Below are 19,000 nucleotides of genomic sequence, written 5' to 3'. Positions count from 1 at the left end.
CAATCATGACGAACACACGGGGAACATCGGCTCTGACCACCACATTCGACCACGAGCAGACGGGAGGCCCGGCACGGGCTGCTCGTCACGGCGGGGAAAAAACCCCTGCTCGAAGGCGAGGTGCCACTGCGGGAGCTGCTCGGCGATCAGGTGCTGGACCTGCTGCTGACGCGCTCGCGTGACGGAGCGGGCGGGCTGCGGCTGACCGGCGAGGGCTCGATGCTGGGCGAGCTGGTCAAGGCGGTGCTGGAACGCGCGCTGGAGGCCGAGCTGTCGACGCATCTGGGCTATGGCAAGCACGATCCGGCCGGCAACGGGACGGGTAACTCCCGCAACGGCAGGATCGGCAAGACCGTGCAAACCGGCGTCGGCCCGGTGCGGCTGGCCGTGCCGCGGGACCGGGCCGGCACCTTCGAGCCGGTGCTGGTGCCCAAGCGGGCCGGGCGTGTCTCCGGCGGCCTGGACGACATGATCATCAGCCTGTACGCGCACGGCATGAGCGTGCGCGACATCCAGCACCACCTGCGCCAGATCTATGAGGTCGAACTATCGCATGAGGCGATCTCCAACATCACCGACGCCGTGCTGGAGGAGGTCCGCACCTGGCAGGCCCGGCCCTTGGAGGCGGTCTATCCGGTGGTGTTCCTGGACGCCATCGTGGTCAAAGTGCGCGACAACCACACGGTGCAGGCTAAACCCGCCTACCTCGCGGTCGGCATCGACACCGACGGCGACAAACACGTGCTGGGCATCTGGCTCGCCAAGACCCCGCTCGACCACGCCACCGCCGGCGAGTCCGCCCGGTTCTGGAGCGCGGTCATGACCGACCTGCGCAACCGCGGCGTGCGCGACATCCTCATCGCCTGCACCGACGGCCTGAACGGCTTCGAAGACGCCATCCACGCCGCCTTCCCTTACACCATCGTGCAGACCTGCGTCGTGCACTTGATCAGAAACGCACTGCGGCCGGTGGCCCGCCGCGACCGGGCCGCCGTGGCCGCCGAGCTGAAGAAGATCTACACCGCGCCCAGCGCGGAGGCGGCCTTCGAGGCCCTGGCCGACTTCATCGCCTCCATCTGGGGCGAGAGGTACCCGCAGGCGGGCCGCGTGTTCGAAGCCGCCTGGGACCGCTTCACCCCGTTCTTCGCCTTCACCCCCGGAGTGCGCCGACTGCTCTACACCACCAACGGCATCGAGTCCCTGAACTATCAACTGCGCAAGGTCACCAAGGCCCGGGGACACTTCCCCGGCGACGACGCCGTGGTCAAACTCCTCTGGCTGGCCATCATCAACATCGAGGACAAACGCGCCCGCGAACGCGCAGCCCACAAGGAGAAAACCGGCAAGATCAAGAACTCGCCCAGCACCGCACGTCTCATCGAAGGTCAACGCACCATCGGCTGGCGTGAAGCACTCATCGAACTCGACATCGCCTATCCGGGAAGGATCAAGTAAAACAGGTAAAGAAGGCTCTCCATCTACCAAGAAGGGCCTTTACACACTTCAGGTGACAAGCTCATTCGCCCTCCTGACCTGCTGGTTTCCCGAATCGCGGTTCGGGGTCGGATCCGGGATCTGCAACTGGGCCTCGGACGGCGGGCAGGTGAGCGCGGAGTGCCGCTCTTGATGTCCATGGGGATGATTCGGCAGGGTGTTGGCATGGTCGAGAATGCTTCGGACTGTGTCGAGGTTCGTGTCACCGCGAGCAGCCGGGATGAGGCTGAGCGGATCTGTTCGGCGGCGGTGGGCGGGCGACTGGCCGCCGACTGCCAGATCATCGCCCCGATCGAGTCCGTCTACTGGTGGGAGGGCGAAATCCAGCGCTCCGAGGAGTTGCTGCTGATGATGAAGACCACCGTGGAGCGGTTCGAGAACCTCGCCCGGCGGGTGCGGGAACTGCACTCCTACGAGGTGCCGCAGATCGTCGCGGTCCCCCTGACGGCCGGCAACGCCGACTACCTCGACTGGATCAGACGGGAGACGTCCCCGGCCTCCGGCGAATAGAGACGGTTCCCATGCCTCGCCGATGACGCCCACCTGAGTGAGGTCCTCCACAAGCTGCGCTCCTGGGTCACGGACATCACCAAAGCACGACGCCGCTTGATTCAGATGTCGTACGCCACGTTCGTGGCAGTGACCCGTCTGTGGGAAGCCATACCCAAGGCGGCATCATGGAACGATCGGCGTGTGAACACGGTGCCGGTTGAGACACGTCGCACACACTTCCGTCGCCTCGGACTGCTTCTTACCACGGCAACCCTGGTCACTTCCTGCGGAGCCCCGCCCCCGGCGAAACCCCTGCCTCTGGCAAACCTGGACCTCACGCCTTCTCCCTCGGTCAGCCGCACTTCCGCCTGTCCGAAATCGGGTGCCGTCATCACGACAGGGGAAATCGACGCTGCCATGGGACTTCGAGCGCTCAACATCGTGTTGACCAACTGTGGCACCCGCGCCTACAGGGTGAACGGCTATCCGACCATCCGTGTCCTCGACAGCGATGGAAAGCCACTGGACGTCAAAGTCAGCAGGGGCTCGTCGTCCATCGCTCTGATTGATGATTTCGACGCCACCCCCAAACCGGCGACGTTGAAACCAGGCGAAAAGACAGTGGCGGGGCTGGTCTGGAGGAACACGGTGCTGGACTCTCCGGTAGCCCCGGTGAACGGCTCCTACCTGGAGATCACACCGGCCCCAGGGGAGCGATCACAGATCGTGCCGCAACACATCGACCTTGGCACCACCGGAAAACTGGGGGTAACCGCCTGGAAATAAGCTGCCGATCTCGCTGCCCCGTGCTTGATTGTCACCGGTCGTTTCCGGGACCGGCCGCCGACCCACAGCCGAGATCACGACTCTTCAGCCGGTAGCTATCCTGGTGCTCCCAGAGCGGTCGATCATCGTTGCGGCAACAACGCCGCCGCCGCCGAAGGGCTTGTGGCTGGTCACGATCCCCTCAACCTCGCACGAGGAGCCGATTACGACCAGCACTGCCCGTAGCAGTCATCGACCAGCGGGCATTGTCATTGGCCTACTCCGGGGTGGATGGGGACTTAACGTATACGCCCATGCCGCGCACGGTCTCTACGAGTTCCTCGTCCTTGAGGACCTGGACCGCCTTGCGCAGGGTGTCGCGTGCGACCTCGAACTCCGCTTCCAACTCGACGAGGCTGGGGATCCGGCGGCCAGGCGGGATCTGTCCCGAGACGATGCGTTGGCGCAAAATTCCGGCGATCTGCCGATAAGGCGGTACCGGCCCCTCCCTGTCGATCATGTGACGAGCCTATGCGACCAGCCTAAACACCTGATAGCTACCCCAGAGGCTAGACGGGGATAGTACACCAAGGGTACGGTTCCCTCAAGCACCATGGGCCCGCCAAGTGCCGAGACCACCGGACAGGCCCTTGAGCAGGAAGAGGGTCCTGACCCGCGAACAACCTTGGAAGTCCGGTCCTTGACCAAGCTGCAGCGAGAGTCGATGGCTGCGGTTGCTTCGCCACCGCCCTGCCAACGCCGATGGGGTGCGCCGCCTGCGGGCACGCCCCCTACGCGCACGGCTGCCCCAATCGGCCCACCGATCACGAGTACGTGCAGCCGTCCGGTGATCTGATGGCCACCCGCCTTCAGGCCCGCCGCACCGGGGACCGCTCCCTGCCCTGCTTCGAGCCGTCCGCCCCTACGGCTCCAGCCGAGGCGGCCTCGTTGGTACCCGCCCAACGCTGCTCCAGGCAAGCCCAGGCCGTTCTACCGGCGTCGTTACCTCGGCGGACGCCCTGCCGCCTGCGTCCGGTGATCCCGCCCAGGTCCAGCCTCACCAGATCGCTCCGGCCTGGCACCGCGCGTCGCCTCGCGCCCCGCTCCAGGCGAGCGGTCACCTGCGCCCCGCGCCGCGCACCGCTCACCCCGTCTTCGTACCGGCCACCCGGCCCGTACGGCGCCCCCCTCCATGTCCTTGCCCGCCCCATGAAGCGGGCCCGTCCTCCGCTACCAACGTCCGGACGGGCCCTTGATCGGATGGAGGTCCAATCAATGACCGATGCCAAATCCACCATCCCCGGCTGGCGGCTCATCCTCAGTGATGCCGGACGACTGTGGGCCAGCCGGGAGAAGCCCTTCTGCGCCCTCGCCTTCCATGCCGGAGCCGAACGCACCGTCGATGCCGACACCCTCGACGCGCTGCGCACCGAGACCGACCGGCAGGAGACCATCGCCAAGCAGGCGCGGCAGCGGGCCGCCGGGCAGGTGATCTCGTGATCCGCCGCCGCCCACCCGCCGCACGCGGACGCCACCGCGACGGCCAAGCCACCGCCCCGCTCCCGCGCTACACGTGGGACCACGAGGCCCGCTCCGAAGCCGTCATGCTGCAGATCATCTGGCCCGGCTGGGCCGTTCTCTACGGCACCGGGAGCCGTCTCTTCCATGCCATCGCCACCTGGCCCACTCCCGAGCCACTGCTGCTGTGCGACCGGACCGTCGAGGGACTGAAAGCCCAGATGCGCGAGGCCGAGACGACCGCGCTCCTGCACCGCTGGGCACTCACCTCCAGCTCGGCCACCATCGGCCACTTCTGAGCGGGCACGGCGGCCCTCCCTTCCCCGGTCCGGGCCGCCGTGCCGTCACCGACGTACGGCATGGGCACGAGCATGCGTCACCTGGCCTCGGCACATCCACGCCGGGAGTGAACCGGAACGCGATCACCCACCACCAGGCCCCCACTGATCTACAAGTTGGTCTCCAGTCTCGGTCTTTAGCCTCGTCAACAGTGCTCCTGACGGAAGCGGCACCGAGGGAACGACGTCACAGGAGGACGAGCCCAGCAGCGAGCGATGGTGAAAGGAAGATCATGATGTGGTCCGAGGTAGGACAGGCGATTGCCGTCGCACGGATCCGCAAGCGCCTACGGAACGGATCGACCAGCCTCCACCTGTCCGATCTCGGCCTGGAGGCGTTGCCCGAGCTGCTCGGCGACTTCACTCACCTGACCAAGCTCGACCTGAGTCACAACCCGCTGGGCGTCCTGCCCGAGTCATTGGGGAACCTCACCGCTCTGACCACGCTCAATCTGTCACACCTCCGCCTGGAGAGGTTTCCTGAGTGGCTGGGGAATCTCCCCGCTCTCACCATGCTCAGCCTGCGCGGTAATCCCGTCCTGCCCAAGTCGCTGGAGAATCTCACCACGCTGACCACGCTCGATCTGTCCTTTCGCGGCCCGGAGGCGTTGCCTGAATGGCTGGGGAACCTCTCCGCGCTGACCAAACTCGACCTGCGCTACAACCGGCTGACCGCCTTACCCGAGTCACTGGGAAACCTCACCGCTCTCACCCAACTCGACCTACGCAACAACGAACTGACAGCCTTACCCGAGTCACTGGGGAAACTCACCGCACTGACCAAACTCGACCTACGCAACAACTGGCTGACCGCCTTACCCGAATCCCTGGGAAACCTCACCACACTGACCAAACTCGACCTACGCAACAACCAACTGACAGCCTTACCCGAATCCCTGGGGAACCTCACCGATCTCCCTCGGCTTAACCTGTACAACAACCAACTGGCAACCCTCCCCGAATCCCTGGGGAACCTCACCGGCCTGACCGAACTCGACCTACGCCGCAACCGGCTGACCGCCTTGCCCGAGTCGTTGGGAAACCTTACGGCCCTGCTCCGGCTCGACCTGCGCGATAACCGGCTGGCCGCTTTACCCGAGTCGTTGGCGGGTCTTATCGCCCTCGCGAAACTCGACCTGGCCAACAACGAGCTGGCCACCTTGCCCGAGTCGTTAGGGAACCTCACCGGCCTGACCGAGCTCGACCTGCGTGGCAACCGGCTGACAGACCTGCCCGAATGGCAGGAAAGATGTACCAGCCACACCAGATGAGGCTCTGCGGTCTCACACGTCCGCGTGCTCTGGCCGGAACGTCGCAGTGTGCCGGCCCCTCGCCGCTCAGAGCCATCGACGCCGACCCCGGAAACACCCTGGCCTACTCAGCCAGATCCATTCAGCCCAGTTCAGGACCGGCTCTGAGCGGATCTCACTCGACCTGTCCGACCACCTGGATTTGCAACATCAATATGCAACCGTGGAGTTTCGTGCCATACTCTTGCCCTGATCATTACGCATAATATCTATGCAGTCGAAAGGGCATCAAGATGAAAGCCCGTATCTGGTGGTGTCTGGCGGTGGTGACCGTCTTCCTGCCGACCATGTTCGCCTCCAACTGCGGATGGGTCAGCGAATCCGCCGGCTACTGCGGGCAAAGCATGTTCAACCGAAGCGGAATAGGCCTACCGCATCTTGCTCTGATCCTGGACATCAAGATCACATGGCTGATAAAGCTGCTTTTTATGGTTGACGCCTTTATATTGGTGTTCGCGATTTTGCCGATCATGGTCGCTCTGGCGGCAGCGGTGAGAAATCACTGGAGGGGGCGGATCAGTCTTCTGGTAGCCGGAATAATCGCAACCCTGGGGACGGTCAACATTTTGTGTACGGCCCTCTTCAAGTGGTTTTTCGCGTCCGGTGAGATCTCCGTCATCTTCGGCGAACGTGACGACCCTCCCGCCCGGGGCCTGGGGTCCCCGCCTTCCTCCGTCTGGCTGGGCCTCGCCTACCTTCTCGGCGCCGTTCTCCTGGTCATCGCGTTCAGGCATGGACGGTCGGGACCTCCATCGGCAGGAAGAGTCAAGGACAGCTCAGCCCCAGAGCCCTCAAGTGCGACAAACGAGGCACCCCACATGTCATCCCGCTGACGTCGTGATCGATCGCCCGGCGGGCTCCTCGCACCTCAGGGGCAGGTCGCGAGGTGGCATAGGACCCGGCGGCCGGGGAACCGGTCAGAGCGGGACTGGCCAGTCCGCTCTGCCGTCACGAGGAGACCTGACCCGATGCGCGTGACCTTCGCCACCGAAGCGGCCCCCGGGCGGCCGAACGAGGACTTCGTCGCCGCCACGCCGAACACCGTCGTCCTGCTCTTTGGACGCCCCGGCGCCTGCCACGTTTCCCGCCGCCGAACCTCTTCCAGCGGTTCACGCCTTGATGCTGCTCCTCCTGCGGCGGTCACGAACCGACGAGGTTCAACGGCGCCTACCGTCTCCACCGAACAGGTAACCGATGAAATCGCCGATTCGGCGTAGCACGCTGCGATCCCGGCCGGAGTCGGAGGTCTTGCCATGGCTCTGCCAGCGGTACTGGCCGTGTTGGGCCTCATCGCTCTCGCACTTGCGGCGGTCGACGATCCGGTGGGTGCCGTCAGCCTGACGTGAACTCGTGTCCACGCACTGAGTGGTCGACCGGTTGTCGGAACTGGCCACGGGCTTCTTCCAAAAGGTGATCCCCACCAGGGCGACCAGGACAACGATCACGGCTGTGATGATTATCGCGGGGATCCGGCGGCAGCCTTGCGGCTCCTCGCGTGGTGGATCGTCCGCAGGGTCGGAAAGCCTTCTGGGCACATACGACTCGTGCTCCGATGCGGTCATGTCCATTCCTGTCACGCGGACGCGGGATCGGGGACCATACGGCCCACGACAGGCCTACCGGCCCCTGTGACATCCAGCCTGACGACGGCTGCTTGCAACTCGCTTGGACATCGGTGCAGAGGCGGAACTCACCGACTACCACACGGGCACCACCTGGGCATCGGTCGGGCGGACCCCGGTGGTGGCCACGACCGGGGTCCGCCGCCCGGTCATGATGATCTCCGCAGTCAGTCCCCGCGGCGAGCTGCGCTTCCAGCTGTTCGACCACGGGTCGGACGCCGATGCCTTAATCGGGTTCTGCAGGCGCCTGCTCGCCGATGCCGACCGCCCGATGTTCCTGATCGTCGACAACTCCCGCGTGCACCGGGCCAAGAAGGTCAAGCAGTTCGTCGATGCGACCGAGGGTCGGCTGTCGCCGTTCTTCCTGCCGCCGTATTCGCCCGACCCCAATCCGGACGAGTGGGTAGCGCCCCCGCCGGAGGCTCTTTCAGCTGACATGATCCATGCCGAAACGGAGTGAGTTAGTGTCACCCGCGTGAGCCTGCTTGAGGTGGCCGCCGACCGGTTATCGCGCTTGGTCGCATGGGCTCGGTCAGCCGCACCGGCCGGGAGGACGGGTGGGCGCCCCGCACCCCTCGTCGAAGTGGCCGGTCTGCTGCTCGTGATCCTGCTCTTCTCACGGCTTCACGCCGCCGCCGGGAAGGACGTCGCAGCCGCCACCGCCAACGCTCTGACCCTGCAGTCCATAGAACGGGCCCTCCACCTGGACATCGCACTGAGGGCGAACCAGTGGCTGACCGAGAATCCATCCCTCATCCAGCCGGCGGTGTACTACTACCGCCTGTACTACCTCGCGATCATCGGTGTGCTGGTGTGGGTCTTCGTCCGGCACGCCGATGTCTACGTCAAGGTCCGCCGGACCCTCGTCGCGATGGCCTTTCTCGTGCTGCCCGTTTTCTGGGCGCTGCCCATGTCGCCCCCACGGTTCGCCCTACCGGGCGTCGTCGACATCATTGCCGAACACGACATCCTGGGCGGCCATGCCTCACGAGAGATCGAGAACGGCCAGAACCTGTATTCGGCGATGCCCAGCATGCACGTGGGATGGTCATTGTGGTGCGCGTATGCCGTGTGGTGCGCGCTGCGGGCCGCCCATCCGCGAATGGCGTTGCTGTCGTGGATCTTTCCGCTGGGTATGACGGCAGTCGTGCTCATCACGGGAAACCACTACGTCCTCGACATCGCCGGAAGCGCCGTGTTGCTGGTCGTCTCCATCGCTGTCGTATCAGCGTGGGGTCACCTCGCCGAGCGCCGGCGTGCTTGGGATTGAGCGCCTGCGTACAGCTTCGGAGGAACCGGCACTGCCCGGATGCTCGCTCACCTCGATCAGGCGGATCTCGCCGTTCTCCGGGCTGGCGTGGCCGCCGATGCGCTCATCGGTGCCTTGCCTGACTGGTCAACCTCAACAAGCGATCAGCCTTGCATGATCTGCGGTCGGCTGAAGACCGTGTTGTCGATGACCACGTCCGCCAAGCGCAGCGGGCCGACCTCGGCGACGTAGAGACGCTCGGCCGGCAGGTAGCGCTCGTGGTGGAGGGCCTCCGCTTCAGAGCCGGCCCAATCCTGGTCGCGTTCGGCCCCGCGGCGCAGAGAGGTCTCCGGGAGCGCTTCCAGCCGGATGCGGAAGTCCCAATGCTCGTTGATCTCCGGGCGGAACGCGAAGACGCCGTCGACGACCAGGACGGCGTCCGAAGATGCGATCGTCACCACCGACGAGTGGTCCGCCTGTGTCAGCGGGTCGATGCTGCACAGCACGGCCCGCCCTGAGCCATGCGAACTGCAAGGCTGCAGCAATAGCGTGGTCACGGCGGTGTAGTCGAAGGCGTTTCGTCACCCGACTCCCGGTCGTAGAGATGACGATCCCGCCACGGCTTCTTGAAGTCGTCCAGACTCGCCCGCAGCACGGAGCGTCCCGCTCGGTTGATCTGCTCGGCGAGTTCGTGGCCGAAACTCGTCTTGCCCGCTGCGGTCGGCCCGTCGATGCCCACCCGCAGCCGTCCGTCGCCGAGCGCCAGGATCCGGTCGGCGACCTGCTTGACCAGTGCGGTGCGCTCAGGTGAGGCGGGGGCGGGGCAGGGCTGCTGCCACGTTGAGACCGAGGTGTGGACATCGGCACGGCGCGAGGTCATGAACGGGAGCCTACGTCGCGTGACCTTCGGCTTCCACGTCAAGATCCATCCCGCATATATCCCGCGGACACCGGCCGAGAGTCGCTCACGGCTGCACACCCCGGAAACGATCAACGGCGCCTCACCGAGGCGAAGTTCCTGGTCAGACGCCGTTTGTAATGCTCAGCGGAGAGCGTGGGATTCGAGCCCACGAGACCGGTCACCCGGCCTAGCGGTTTCGAGAAGACTGCGTTCGAAACAGTGGAAGGGCCTCTGACCAGGACGGAAGCATCTCCCCGAATCTTAATCATCCCGTATATATCTCCAAGACAGAACGCGCCAGGATCGTCCCTGGTTGCTGTCAGCGCTGCCGTCAACGGTCGCCGCATGCGGCATTATGCTCTTTGGCGTTGTACGGGAGGAGCGGCAGGTGCAAAACAAATCCGGCGAGGTTGACCGCTTCATGACGGCCCTCGATCACCCGTTGAAGGCGGGTGTTGAACAGCTGAGATCAGCGATTCTGGCGTCAAACACAGATATTTCCGAGCATGTGAAATGGAACGCCCCGAGCTTCCGCTATGACGGAGAGGACCGGGTGACCTTCCGGCTCCGGCCGGGTGATCGGCTGCAACTCATCTTCCACCGCGGGGCGAAGGTCCGAGCCGACAGCGCCGAGTTCGCCTTTCAAGATCCCACTGGTCTCATGACGTGGCTCGCACCTGACCGAGGTGTCGTCACGTTCCCAGATCTGGAAGCCGTCCAGTCCCAGCAGGTAGCGGTGGTGTCCTTAGTGAACCAATGGGTTCGGGCGTAGAGGCGGGAAACGTTCAAGGCTCGGGTCGGAAAAGCGCCCCTGACCTGGGCGTTCGCTCTGAGAACAGGTGACGGGGATCGACCCCGTGCTGTCAGCTTGAGAAGTGCGGGGAGTACGGCAGATGGCGCGGCCGAGCTGGGCGTCGAACCTGAACGCTGAGGCCATGCACGTGGTGAAAAGCGCGGCAAGGGCAAGCTGGGCTGGGCCTGTTCGTCAGTATCGCGTTGTGCGGGGTGGAAGGGCGAAAGCACGCCGAGGGTGACGGGGGCTGGGGACCCACTCGTCGGTGACCCACCGGCTGTGCGGGGGTTCGCTACCGCGTTCTAGCTGAGGTGGCTCGTTTTCCTGTCAGGAAAAGTGGGCTTCAGGGCCCGGCCAGGCCCCATCATCAGTGAACTGTGATCCCCAGTAGAACGGGTTCACGTCACGAAGAGTGCGAACGCTCCATCCCGTCACGGCGAAGTCGTCGGGCACGCCGACCTGGACGTCAGGCCCCCACAAGGCCAAGCGTTCCTGGCAGATGCCACACGGAGGAAGGACGAGGACGCGCTCACGTCCTGGGTCCCGATACACGCACACGGAGGCGGTGACCTTCCTGTCGAGCGTGTAGGCCTGGCAGATGGCGCCGGTCTCATGACACAGAGACACGCCGCCGTTGAGGTTGTCCAGGCCGACGCTGGTGAGGATTTGCCCATCATCCAGGTAGACGGCTGCCGCACCACCTTGCTCGTCAGAAGGCCATCGCCGATCCATCTGCGCGACAGCCGCGTCGACAAGTTTTTGATCAAGCTGCATGACAGCATCTTGACACATCGGACGACCAGACGCTCATCGAACGATGATAGGGGTGCGGAGGCCGGAGAGTATGACCCAGATTCTTGTCGGGAAGCGATCAAACCTAGTCGATAGATTGGTAAATCAAATAGAAGGACAGTACCACCGAGACTTTGATAGAGACGAAGATCCCCAATGTGACCCCGAAGAATCTGCCGCCCGGACCCTGAAATTTCAGGAAAGCCCCGACGAGTGCCCCAAGCGCAGGAATCCCGACCAGAGTAAGTATCGCGAGCAACGGCTGCGGATCGTACCCGCTCAGCCCGATCACGATAGCGTGAGCCAGCATGACCATGAGGATCGCGCTCAACAAAATGACGATGAAAGCTAGAGGTTTGTAGCCTAGCTCATTCGGATCTGAGGGGTCGGTGGCCATAGTGACTGGACACTGGCATTGCCATGGCGCAGTGTCAAGATCGATGTCTGTTGAAATTGAGATGGGTAGCGGGGGGCCTGCACTGTCAGCTTTTGCCGGGGCCCTGCCCCCTGGTCACCCTCGGACTCACGTGATCACCAGGGGCTCAACGATTTTGCCGACACCCTGAGACCGTCACCGATAGGCCTTTACCTACGGCTTTGCATCCTTCTAATCTTGATCACCATGAAACGGGCTCTGATCATTCTTTCCGGCATAGTCGCCGTCATGCTCCCCTACGGAACAGCCCACGCGTATCCCATCAAGAACAACACCCTCACCGTCAACGCGATCTACAGCAGCGGAGCGCTCAACACCACTGAGTGTCCGGAGAAGCCCATCAAGCGGCGCAATGTGAAGCTCGCCGAGGCCTACGTGAAGGTCGTCGTGGGCTGCCTCAACACCACATGGGCAGCCCAGTTCGAGAAGTCGGGTCAGGCATTCAGGCGCCCGAAGCTGAAGCTGGTCACCAAGCCACCTGCCAAGTTCTGCGCGCTCAAGTGGGATCAGTCTGAGCAGGACGCGTACTACTGCGACCAGACCGAGACGATCTTTATCGTGCTCAGCAACGACCTGCTCGACGACCCTTCCGATCTGTACCTCTTCAACCTGGTGAGCATGGAATACGGCCAGCACGTCCAGACGCTCACCGACATCTACAGCGAGTACGAGGACATCGACTTCCGCAACAAGAAGGAGCTCCAGGAGCAGAACCGCCGCTATCAATTGCAGAGCAACTGCTTCGGCGCCGCTTTCCTCGCGAGCGTCTGGAACTCCCTCGACCGCTCCTCGGCCGATTGGAAGCTGCTGCTCTCACAGATTAAGAACTGGACCGACAAGCACAACGGGACAAGGACGAACATTGCCTACTGGATGAACCAGGGGTTCAACACGGGCGATCCGGGGGCGTGCAACACCTGGGCGGCGTCTGTCAAGCGCGTGGCCTAACCGACTGATGACGACCCGGAGATCCGTACGGCTCTGGCCTGGCTCGAACGGCACTCCCTTTCCATCTCCGACCTGGCCGAGGTCCGGAACGTGCGGCTCGGCCTGGACGCACTGACGCTCCGGCTCGACGGCGAGGCTGCCGCCGCCACCACGATCGCCCGTAAACGGTCGGTCTTCTACAACGCCCTTCAGTACGCGGTGGACCTGGAGGAACTGCCCTCCAACCCGATCGACAAGGTGAAGGCGTGGAAACCTCCGAAGGTCCGGGAGGTCGTGGACCGGCGCGTGGTGGTCAACCCGGCCCAAGCTCGGGAACTGCTCACCGCGCGTCTCGACCGTGGCCGGCACCTGCGCGGCTTCTTCGCGTGCCTCTACTTCGCCGGTCTCCGCCCGGCCGAAGCGCTCGGACTCCGCAAGCAGGACTGCCACCTTCCCTCGACGGGCTGGGGGGCGACTCATCCTGGCCAAGTCCAAGCCGCAGACGAACAAGAAGTGGACCAACAGCGGTGAGGCTCACGACGATCGGGGCCTGAAGCACCGGGCAGAGGACGAGGGCCGTCCCGTGCCGGTCCCGCCTGAGCTGGTGGCCATCCTGCGCGAGCACATCGAGGAGTTCGGCATCCACCAGGACGGCCGGCTGTTCCGAACCTCGCGCGGCGGCGTGATCTCCATCGGCACCTACTGCGAGGTGTGGAAGGCGGCACGAGCCTTCGCCCTGACTCCCGAACAGCAGGTCTCACCCCTGGCGGCCCGGCCGTACGACCTGCGGCACGCGGTGGTGTCCCTGTGGCTCAATGCCGGGGTGGCGGCTCCCGACGTGGCAGAGCGGGCAGGGCACGGAGTGGACGTACTGCTCAAGGTCTACGCCAAATGCATCGACGGGGGCGCGGAGATCGCCAACCAGAGGATCGAGGATGCGCTGGCGGCGTGAGTCCACCGGTTACGGTGAGAGGGTCTCGGTCATCCCGAGGCCCTCTCTTTTTTGTCTGGCTAAGCTGGGCAAACGTGGCCGGTTCCATCCCACAGATATCCCACGACCAGCGACATGTGGCGGCTCAGAGCCGCTCACGGCTGCACACCCCGGAAACGATCAACGGCGCCTCACCAAGGCGAATCGCCTGGTCAGGCGCCGTTTGTGATGCTCGGCGGAGAGCGTGGGATTCGAACCCACGAGACCGGTCACCCGGCCTAGCGGTTTTCAAGAGCGCCACGTTCTGAGAGGAAGCGTGACTCTGACCAGGTCGGGAGCTTTCTCCTGACTTCGAACGCAGAAGATCATCCCGTGCATATCCCGCGAGCCAGAGATGCCCATCCTTCAATCGTTGTGGTCGAGGATGAGAGGCATGGACTCATCGTCGATCTCTCCCGGGTCGAGATGCGCGTGATAGTACGTCGGCACGTCCGGCTCTGATAGGGCCAAGAGGTGTACCGCGAGAGCTCGTAGTCCGGCCTTATCAGCTCTGATCATGACCTCCCCATGCGCAACCGAGACGTGCACGGAATAGTCCGTCGGCCATGGACGGGCCAGCCCGCCATCGGGCCGATAGGAAGGGACGTCGATGATCAGAGTCTTGGTCGGATACTCGCTCACGATGCAATTGTGGACCATGGCTTCACCAGCGATCAGCAGGGCGGGAACTCCTCAACCGCCCGGTCGCATATCCCCGAAACTCGCGGATTAAAAGAAGTCGATTCGATCAAGATCAGAGGCTCTGACCTGCAGTCACAGTGTCCATGGACGTCCGCCAAGTTCCGCCGTCGTTCATCTCCTTGGCTGTACTGAAGCGCTCCGAGGTTCCTGGAGGCTGGTGCCCCCTCAACATCAGAGAACCCGAAGCGCCTCACTGAGTTGAGCTGGCTCAGATGTGGGTGACCGAGTAGTAGAACCAGTAAGCGAGAAGCGCCATCAGACCCACGCTGGCGATGAAGATTCCCAATGCGATTCCGAAGAATCTACCACCCAGCCCTCGGAATCTCAGGAAGGCTCCGATGAGCGACCCGAGCGCAGGAAGACCGACCAGGATCAGCGCCGGAAAAAGCAACTGCCGTAGGCCGTACTCGTTCACCTCAATCACAACGCGGCGTACCGGCATGACCATGAGGATCGCGCTCAAGAGAAGGAGGATGGCGGCGAAGGGTCTGTAACTGTGCCGGTCCGGATTGGAAGAGTCGGCGGTCATAGTGCTGGATGCTGGCATTGCCATGGTGCAGCGTCAAGATCTACCACTGTTGGGGCAGGCGTGGACGGTGCAGCGCTTGTATATCAGCTTGGGAAGTCTCTAACGCATCTGGTCGCTGAGCTGGGGAGACGATGACCTGCGGGGGAGCGCTTCGAGTGCCCGTGATTCCCCGTGAGTTCCCCTTGCTCCCTCTGCTGACGGGCACGCAACGGGCACGGCCTGAGAACCTCGTGCGGACGCACGCACCCCTCCCGCCGGATCTTCCCGTCTGCCTCGTCCCACCCCGAAGGGGCAACAGCTCGGGGACGGAGGATCAAGGTCGTCTTCGCGTGTACGTCAGCCGGTAGACGTTCCTCGGCCATGGGACGCCAACGGTCACAGACGGCCTTGATCCGGAGGAGTCGAGATGTTGGGCTTGCCTGGGACGTGGCAGGCGGGAAGATCCGGCTTCCACCTCAACCGCCTACGGTCCTTGTGGTGCAGCGTCGATCATCCCGGAGCCGAGGCCCCCGCCGGAGGCATGCTTTTCCTACGCCCGCGTGCGATCAGCCAGAGGAGCCATGCTTGGAACAGCCCGCCGGCGGGGTACAGCCAATAGAAGATCACCTCGTTGAGTGAGTCGAGTGGCAGGTACATGAGGAGCTGCGAGATCGGCGAGGTGGCCGCGAACAGCACCAGCGCCTCTAAGCCTTGACTGCCTGGTTGGCGGGTGCTGATTTCGACGTAGATCGTCGCGGCGATGACAATCAGCGCGTAGGGGCCGGCGATGGCCAAGGCGAAGGTGCCCCGGTCGTATCGGGTGACATAGCGGCCGACAGCTCGGAATAATCGCATGATCCCGAGCTTGCATGATCTCACCTGCGCCGACTTGAGTATCGGTACTCAAATGAGCGGCGGCGCATCCCTGGTCGGCGGGTGAGGGTTGGTGCGGCGGGTGCTGTGTGCGGCGGGCGGCCCGTGTTCCCGCCGCCGTTCGGGACCGGCGTCCACGCCGCACGCCCGGGCGGCGGGCGGGCGGCGGGCCGTGCGGCGGCGCGGCGCGCCGTCGCCTTGATACCTCATGAGAACAATTCGGCAGTGACTTAGGTCGTGATCGGTTGGTGTGCCGTTGCTCAGGGCTTCGTGAAGAGATCCAGCACGTCAGCGAAGCTGCTGGTAAGGCTGTCGAGTAGGGCTTTGCCTTTTTCGGCAGTGGCTAGAGATGGGCGGCCGATGACTCCGCTGTCCGTGTAAGCCTGCATGCCCTTGGTCAGGAGGTGGCGGCGGTCGTCTGCGGTCCAGTCGGCGGTCTGGTAGCCGGGGCGGATCACCTCGGGGCAGGCGTGGAGTAGGAGGGAGGTCTCCAGTTCTCCGGCGTGCATGTCCTCGTGCATGGAGCTGGTGAGCTGGGCGGCGGCTCGGGCTTCGGTCCAGTCCTCGCGGGAGGGGAACAGCGCCATGTGGCGGCCTTCGGCGTTGGCCTCCTGGACGACGTTGCTCAGGACGTAGTTGCCGCCGTGGCCGTTGACGACGACCAAGGCCGCGAGGCCGGAGCGAGTGACGGAGTCGTAGACGTCGGTGATGATCGCGTGCAGGGTCCGCGCGGAGATGCTGACGGTTCCCGGCCAGGCACTGTGCTCATGGGAGCAGGAGATCGTCACCGGCGGGAGCAACAGGACGGGGTAGGCGTCGGCGATCTGGCGGGCTATCAGGGTCGCGACGATGGTGTCGGTGCTGAGGGGGAGGTAGTCGCCGTGCTGTTCGAAGCTGCCGACGGGCAGGATCGCGACCTGGGCGTTGCGCTGTCGCTCCTCGGTGGTGGTCGCGGTGGGCAGCAAGGGGGTCACCGGTCTCCTTGTGGCTGGGATGCTGGCAGGGAGAAGGACTCCGAGAGGGTGTCGACCCTGGTGAGCAAGTCTGCCATGTACGGATCTGCCGACCATCGGGCCAGGTGAGCGCGTAGCACTGTGAGCTGGCCGGCGACCCGGCTGGACCGAAGGGCCTGCATGCGGGCCAGAGCATCTTCGGTTACCGCGCAGGCTTGTTCGCGCTCGCCCGCTATGGCGTAGGCGGTGGCCATGCGGGTCAGGAACAGCACATGGTCGCGCGTCTGGCTGGATTCGGGCCATTGGGATCTGCTGGCTTCGAATATCGAGATGGCCGCGGTGGCCTCGCCCAGTAGTACGCGGGTCGCGCCGGTCTCCATGGCGATGTAGGCGGGAGTGCAGTACGGGGCGCGGTCGCTCTCGCTCTGGGTCATCCCTGCGGTGGCCTCGACGAGGGCCGTCTCTGAATCACGAGCGGAGTCGGCTGCCTCTCCGAGGTGGGCGTGTGCTGTTGCCCGTGTTCTGAGGATGACCGCTCTGAGCCGGGGAGTGAGGGCATCGGCGTTGGCCAGGGCGGTGTTCGCCAGACCAAGGCCGTGGCCGTAGTCGCCGGCCTCGGTGGCGATGATGCTTTTGCGCATGAGGATGTAGGAGATGACGCGCTGGTCGCCCAACTCCATCGCGTAATCCAGGGCCTTGTTGGTCCACGTGGAGGCGCGGGTGAAATCACCCAGGTCCTGGTGCAGCCATCCGCAGAATTCCAGTAGCTCACTGGCAAAACTCAAGGCTTCGGCGCGATCGGCTCCCCGGGTCACCCGACAAACCTGCCCGATCACGGGCACCTGGTCCTGAACGGCGTTGATCAACAGGAGCGGTCCCATGATGGCCTCGGCCTGGATGTGGCCGGTAAGGACGTGCCGAAGTCCGGAGATGACGGGGCCCGGTCAAACTGGCCAAGTACGGGGTCAACAGACCCGTACCTGATGACGGCACCGCTTCATCAGATGGTGGTGTGCGCTGGGGATGCGGACTGATGGCGGGAAGTCGTCGCGGTGCCAGGCCGAGCGTCAGCCTGGCGGGATCGGGCATGTCCAGGCCGTCGGCGACACGCTCGAACACCTCGAACGAGGTGACTTTGACCGTTCCCCTCATGATCTCGCTGATCTTGCCCTGGCTGAGGTTCACGGCGGTGCCGATGCGGGTTTGGCTGACCCCTGCGTACTGGCGGATTAGTTGAAACATCTGGCCGATATTGCGTTTTTGGAGGGCCGTTAGCATTTCGGGGCGCTGCCACAGTTCCGGCAGGATAACGACTGGTTTAGTCGCATCTGCTGGCATACGTGGTATCTCCCCTTACTGCCTCGGCTTCCGAATATCCAACGCTTGCCGCTGCGAGTTATCCCGTCAAGGGATATCGACTATTCGGGGCAAGGATTCCGGCCAGGGATGGGTTGGCCAGCCCCTGATGACGAACCTTGATCCATGGTTGCCGAGGATGAGTCGACGGATCGGGGGTGCGGGACCTGCTGCGGCCGTGGCTGGCGGTGGATCCGCCAGAGTCGCGCCGATGTCGAGTGCCGCATTGACGGCCAGGTGGTAAAGCCGGTCCGCATCGAGTGCTTCGACTGCCTGGGCTCTGGCGAGATGGCGGCCTGATGAGCGGGAATGAGATTCCGGCCATCAGCCGACAGAGAGCGATCACGCCGGTGCGGGCGGCGCGGTGTCTGCGAGCTGAGTTGGCCGCGTTGAACATCGCCTCGGATGTTCACGACGGGTACGGGCTGGCGCTGGTGTCGGTCTGGTTCGGGCTGGTCGTGTGGACCGACGGCCGGGTGTTTCGCTGGTGGGCCGGACAGGAGGAAGGGCGGGCTCGACGTCGGCGCTACGCCTTCTGCCCCGCGAATGATCCGGTGACGGCCGCGTGCCGGGTGGCCGATCGTTGCGTCGAGCTTCGCGAACGGGGGCCTGCCCCGGTTCCCGGCCCGACTGGTTGTGCTCCGCAGTGATCGAGCTGACGGGCTGCCTGAGTCCGCATGTGGGGATGCCGCAGCGTAATCACACGCAGTTGGTCTGGCTGAGCCCTGACAGAGGAACCATGCGTCTGCGGGTGATCACTTGGACCTGCCGGTGCCGGGCCACGTTGTATGAGCTGTGCCAGGCCGGAGGACAGGGGTTCATCCGCCGCACGCTCCAACTGGACGGCAGTCCGGAGGTTCACGAGACCTATCGATGGCCGATCCGGCAGGCCAGCGATGTATGGAGGGCGTTGCTCTCCGGTGAAGCCCGATAGGCGGACGCGGCGGCACGGTGAGCCTCGGTTGGTCGTGTCGTCGCGTCTTGGGGTGAGGGCTTCCTGT

At 64.3% G+C, this 19,000-nt stretch carries 26 protein-coding genes and 1 tRNA gene; 13 read left to right on the top strand and 14 right to left on the bottom strand.

Annotated features, from left to right (window positions below; all coding sequences use genetic code 11):
* Window positions 1-135: 135 nt before the first annotated feature.
* The 3 genes from ACQP0P_RS02560 (at window position 136) to ACQP0P_RS02550 (ending at window position 2,772) form a co-directional block, all read left to right on the top strand.
* Complete coding sequence (locus ACQP0P_RS02560; RefSeq protein WP_433381647.1) at window positions 136-1,455, top strand: IS256 family transposase; 1,320 nt, start codon at window positions 136-138, stop codon at window positions 1,453-1,455.
* A gap of 204 nt (window positions 1,456-1,659) precedes the next feature.
* Complete coding sequence (cutA, locus tag ACQP0P_RS02555; protein WP_433370363.1) at window positions 1,660-2,004, top strand: divalent-cation tolerance protein CutA; 345 nt, start codon at window positions 1,660-1,662, stop codon at window positions 2,002-2,004.
* Between the two features lie 183 nt (window positions 2,005-2,187).
* Window positions 2,188-2,772: a DUF4232 domain-containing protein gene (locus ACQP0P_RS02550; RefSeq protein WP_433370360.1), complete on the top strand. Its 585-nt coding sequence runs from the start codon at window positions 2,188-2,190 to the stop codon at window positions 2,770-2,772.
* Between the two features lie 256 nt (window positions 2,773-3,028).
* Here ACQP0P_RS02550 and ACQP0P_RS02545 read toward each other — a convergent pair whose 3' ends face one another.
* Together ACQP0P_RS02545 and ACQP0P_RS02540 are read right to left on the bottom strand one after the other, a co-directional pair.
* Window positions 3,029-3,271 carry a GntR family transcriptional regulator gene (locus ACQP0P_RS02545; protein ID WP_433370357.1) on the bottom strand — a complete coding sequence of 81 codons (243 nt, stop codon included), beginning with the start codon at window positions 3,269-3,271 and terminating at the stop codon, window positions 3,029-3,031.
* Between the two features lie 349 nt (window positions 3,272-3,620).
* Complete coding sequence (locus ACQP0P_RS02540) at window positions 3,621-3,899, bottom strand: hypothetical protein (RefSeq protein ID WP_433370354.1); 279 nt, start codon at window positions 3,897-3,899, stop codon at window positions 3,621-3,623.
* A 127-nt stretch (window positions 3,900-4,026) separates the two neighbouring features.
* On the opposite strand from ACQP0P_RS02540, the gene ACQP0P_RS02535 reads away from it, so the two are divergent.
* The 4 genes from ACQP0P_RS02535 (at window position 4,027) to ACQP0P_RS02520 (ending at window position 6,750) form a co-directional block, all read left to right on the top strand.
* Window positions 4,027-4,251, top strand: a complete 225-nt coding sequence (locus ACQP0P_RS02535; protein WP_433370351.1) for a hypothetical protein — start codon at window positions 4,027-4,029, stop codon at window positions 4,249-4,251.
* Window positions 4,248-4,568, top strand: a complete 321-nt coding sequence (locus ACQP0P_RS02530) for a hypothetical protein (protein ID WP_433370348.1) — start codon at window positions 4,248-4,250, stop codon at window positions 4,566-4,568. The genes ACQP0P_RS02535 and ACQP0P_RS02530 overlap by 4 nt, the downstream gene beginning before the upstream one ends.
* A 272-nt stretch (window positions 4,569-4,840) precedes the next feature.
* Window positions 4,841-5,878, top strand: coding sequence for a leucine-rich repeat domain-containing protein (locus ACQP0P_RS02525; protein WP_433370345.1), 1,038 nt, complete (start codon window positions 4,841-4,843; stop codon window positions 5,876-5,878).
* 272 nt (window positions 5,879-6,150) lie between these two features.
* Window positions 6,151-6,750: a hypothetical protein gene (locus ACQP0P_RS02520; protein WP_433370342.1), complete on the top strand. Its 600-nt coding sequence runs from the start codon at window positions 6,151-6,153 to the stop codon at window positions 6,748-6,750.
* Between the two features lie 324 nt (window positions 6,751-7,074).
* Here the strand turns inward: ACQP0P_RS02520 and ACQP0P_RS02515 are convergent, their stop codons facing one another.
* Entirely contained in the window at window positions 7,075-7,362 is a 288-nt protein-coding gene (locus tag ACQP0P_RS02515; RefSeq protein ID WP_433370339.1) for a hypothetical protein, read from the bottom strand.
* Between the two features lie 220 nt (window positions 7,363-7,582).
* On the opposite strand from ACQP0P_RS02515, the gene ACQP0P_RS02510 reads away from it, so the two are divergent.
* Both ACQP0P_RS02510 and ACQP0P_RS02505 read left to right on the top strand, forming a co-directional pair.
* The gene (locus tag ACQP0P_RS02510; protein ID WP_433370336.1) at window positions 7,583-7,999 is read left to right on the top strand and encodes a transposase; all 417 of its coding nucleotides are present in this window, start codon (window positions 7,583-7,585) and stop codon (window positions 7,997-7,999) included.
* Window positions 8,000-8,122: 123 nt separating this feature from the next.
* Window positions 8,123-8,809 (top strand): phosphatase PAP2 family protein, encoded by a 687-nt coding sequence (locus tag ACQP0P_RS02505; RefSeq protein ID WP_433370333.1) that lies wholly within the window; start codon window positions 8,123-8,125, stop codon window positions 8,807-8,809.
* Window positions 8,810-8,952: 143 nt separating this feature from the next.
* On the opposite strand, the gene ACQP0P_RS02500 is transcribed toward ACQP0P_RS02505, so the two are convergent.
* Together ACQP0P_RS02500 and ACQP0P_RS02495 are read right to left on the bottom strand one after the other, a co-directional pair.
* Entirely contained in the window at window positions 8,953-9,345 is a 393-nt protein-coding gene (locus ACQP0P_RS02500) for a hypothetical protein (protein WP_433370330.1), read from the bottom strand.
* Window positions 9,342-9,668, bottom strand: coding sequence for a hypothetical protein (locus tag ACQP0P_RS02495; RefSeq protein ID WP_433370327.1), 327 nt, complete (start codon window positions 9,666-9,668; stop codon window positions 9,342-9,344). Before ACQP0P_RS02495 ends, ACQP0P_RS02500 begins: the two co-directional genes overlap by 4 nt.
* A 334-nt stretch (window positions 9,669-10,002) precedes the next feature.
* Between ACQP0P_RS02495 and ACQP0P_RS02490 the strand changes: the two genes are divergently transcribed.
* A complete protein-coding gene (locus tag ACQP0P_RS02490) occupies window positions 10,003-10,461 on the top strand; it encodes a DUF1801 domain-containing protein (RefSeq protein ID WP_433370324.1) in 459 nt (152 codons plus the stop codon).
* A 348-nt stretch (window positions 10,462-10,809) separates the two neighbouring features.
* On the opposite strand, the gene ACQP0P_RS02485 is transcribed toward ACQP0P_RS02490, so the two are convergent.
* Together ACQP0P_RS02485 and ACQP0P_RS02480 are read right to left on the bottom strand one after the other, a co-directional pair.
* Entirely contained in the window at window positions 10,810-11,256 is a 447-nt protein-coding gene (locus tag ACQP0P_RS02485; protein ID WP_433370321.1) for a cytidine deaminase, read from the bottom strand.
* A gap of 103 nt (window positions 11,257-11,359) precedes the next feature.
* On the bottom strand, window positions 11,360-11,671 hold the full coding sequence (locus tag ACQP0P_RS02480) for a hypothetical protein (RefSeq protein ID WP_433370318.1): 312 nt from the start codon (window positions 11,669-11,671) through the stop codon (window positions 11,360-11,362).
* Between the two features lie 225 nt (window positions 11,672-11,896).
* Between ACQP0P_RS02480 and ACQP0P_RS02475 the strand changes: the two genes are divergently transcribed.
* The 3 genes from ACQP0P_RS02475 (at window position 11,897) to ACQP0P_RS02465 (ending at window position 13,589) form a co-directional block, all read left to right on the top strand.
* The gene (locus ACQP0P_RS02475; protein WP_433381644.1) at window positions 11,897-12,658 is read left to right on the top strand and encodes a neutral zinc metallopeptidase; all 762 of its coding nucleotides are present in this window, start codon (window positions 11,897-11,899) and stop codon (window positions 12,656-12,658) included.
* 90 nt (window positions 12,659-12,748) lie between these two features.
* Window positions 12,749-13,168: a hypothetical protein gene (locus ACQP0P_RS02470; RefSeq protein WP_433370315.1), complete on the top strand. Its 420-nt coding sequence runs from the start codon at window positions 12,749-12,751 to the stop codon at window positions 13,166-13,168.
* A 52-nt stretch (window positions 13,169-13,220) separates the two neighbouring features.
* Entirely contained in the window at window positions 13,221-13,589 is a 369-nt protein-coding gene (locus ACQP0P_RS02465; protein WP_433370312.1) for a hypothetical protein, read from the top strand.
* A gap of 215 nt (window positions 13,590-13,804) precedes the next feature.
* On the opposite strand, the gene ACQP0P_RS02460 is transcribed toward ACQP0P_RS02465, so the two are convergent.
* The 7 genes from ACQP0P_RS02460 to ACQP0P_RS02430 form a co-directional block, all read right to left on the bottom strand.
* Window positions 13,805-13,914: transfer RNA gene (locus tag ACQP0P_RS02460), tRNA-Ser, on the bottom strand.
* A 59-nt stretch (window positions 13,915-13,973) separates the two neighbouring features.
* Complete coding sequence (locus ACQP0P_RS02455; RefSeq protein ID WP_433370309.1) at window positions 13,974-14,249, bottom strand: Imm32 family immunity protein; 276 nt, start codon at window positions 14,247-14,249, stop codon at window positions 13,974-13,976.
* Between the two features lie 268 nt (window positions 14,250-14,517).
* The gene (locus tag ACQP0P_RS02450; RefSeq protein ID WP_433370307.1) at window positions 14,518-14,838 is read right to left on the bottom strand and encodes a hypothetical protein; all 321 of its coding nucleotides are present in this window, start codon (window positions 14,836-14,838) and stop codon (window positions 14,518-14,520) included.
* Between the two features lie 489 nt (window positions 14,839-15,327).
* Window positions 15,328-15,672 carry an SCO4225 family membrane protein gene (locus tag ACQP0P_RS02445; RefSeq protein ID WP_433370304.1) on the bottom strand — a complete coding sequence of 115 codons (345 nt, stop codon included), beginning with the start codon at window positions 15,670-15,672 and terminating at the stop codon, window positions 15,328-15,330.
* Window positions 15,673-15,950: 278 nt separating this feature from the next.
* Entirely contained in the window at window positions 15,951-16,664 is a 714-nt protein-coding gene (locus tag ACQP0P_RS02440; protein WP_433370301.1) for a creatininase family protein, read from the bottom strand.
* Entirely contained in the window at window positions 16,661-17,524 is an 864-nt protein-coding gene (locus ACQP0P_RS02435) for a hypothetical protein (protein ID WP_433382541.1), read from the bottom strand. Before ACQP0P_RS02435 ends, ACQP0P_RS02440 begins: the two co-directional genes overlap by 4 nt.
* A complete protein-coding gene (locus ACQP0P_RS02430) occupies window positions 17,412-17,885 on the bottom strand; it encodes a helix-turn-helix domain-containing protein (RefSeq protein ID WP_433381641.1) in 474 nt (157 codons plus the stop codon). Before ACQP0P_RS02430 ends, ACQP0P_RS02435 begins: the two co-directional genes overlap by 113 nt.
* Window positions 17,886-19,000 lie beyond the last annotated feature (1,115 nt).

It is taken from the genome of Streptosporangium sp. CA-115845, from assembly GCF_050943795.1.
GTDB lineage: Bacteria > Actinomycetota > Actinomycetes > Streptosporangiales > Streptosporangiaceae > Streptosporangium.
Note: the sequence above shows the minus strand (reverse complement) of the source record. Positions and strands in the feature narration are given on the sequence as shown.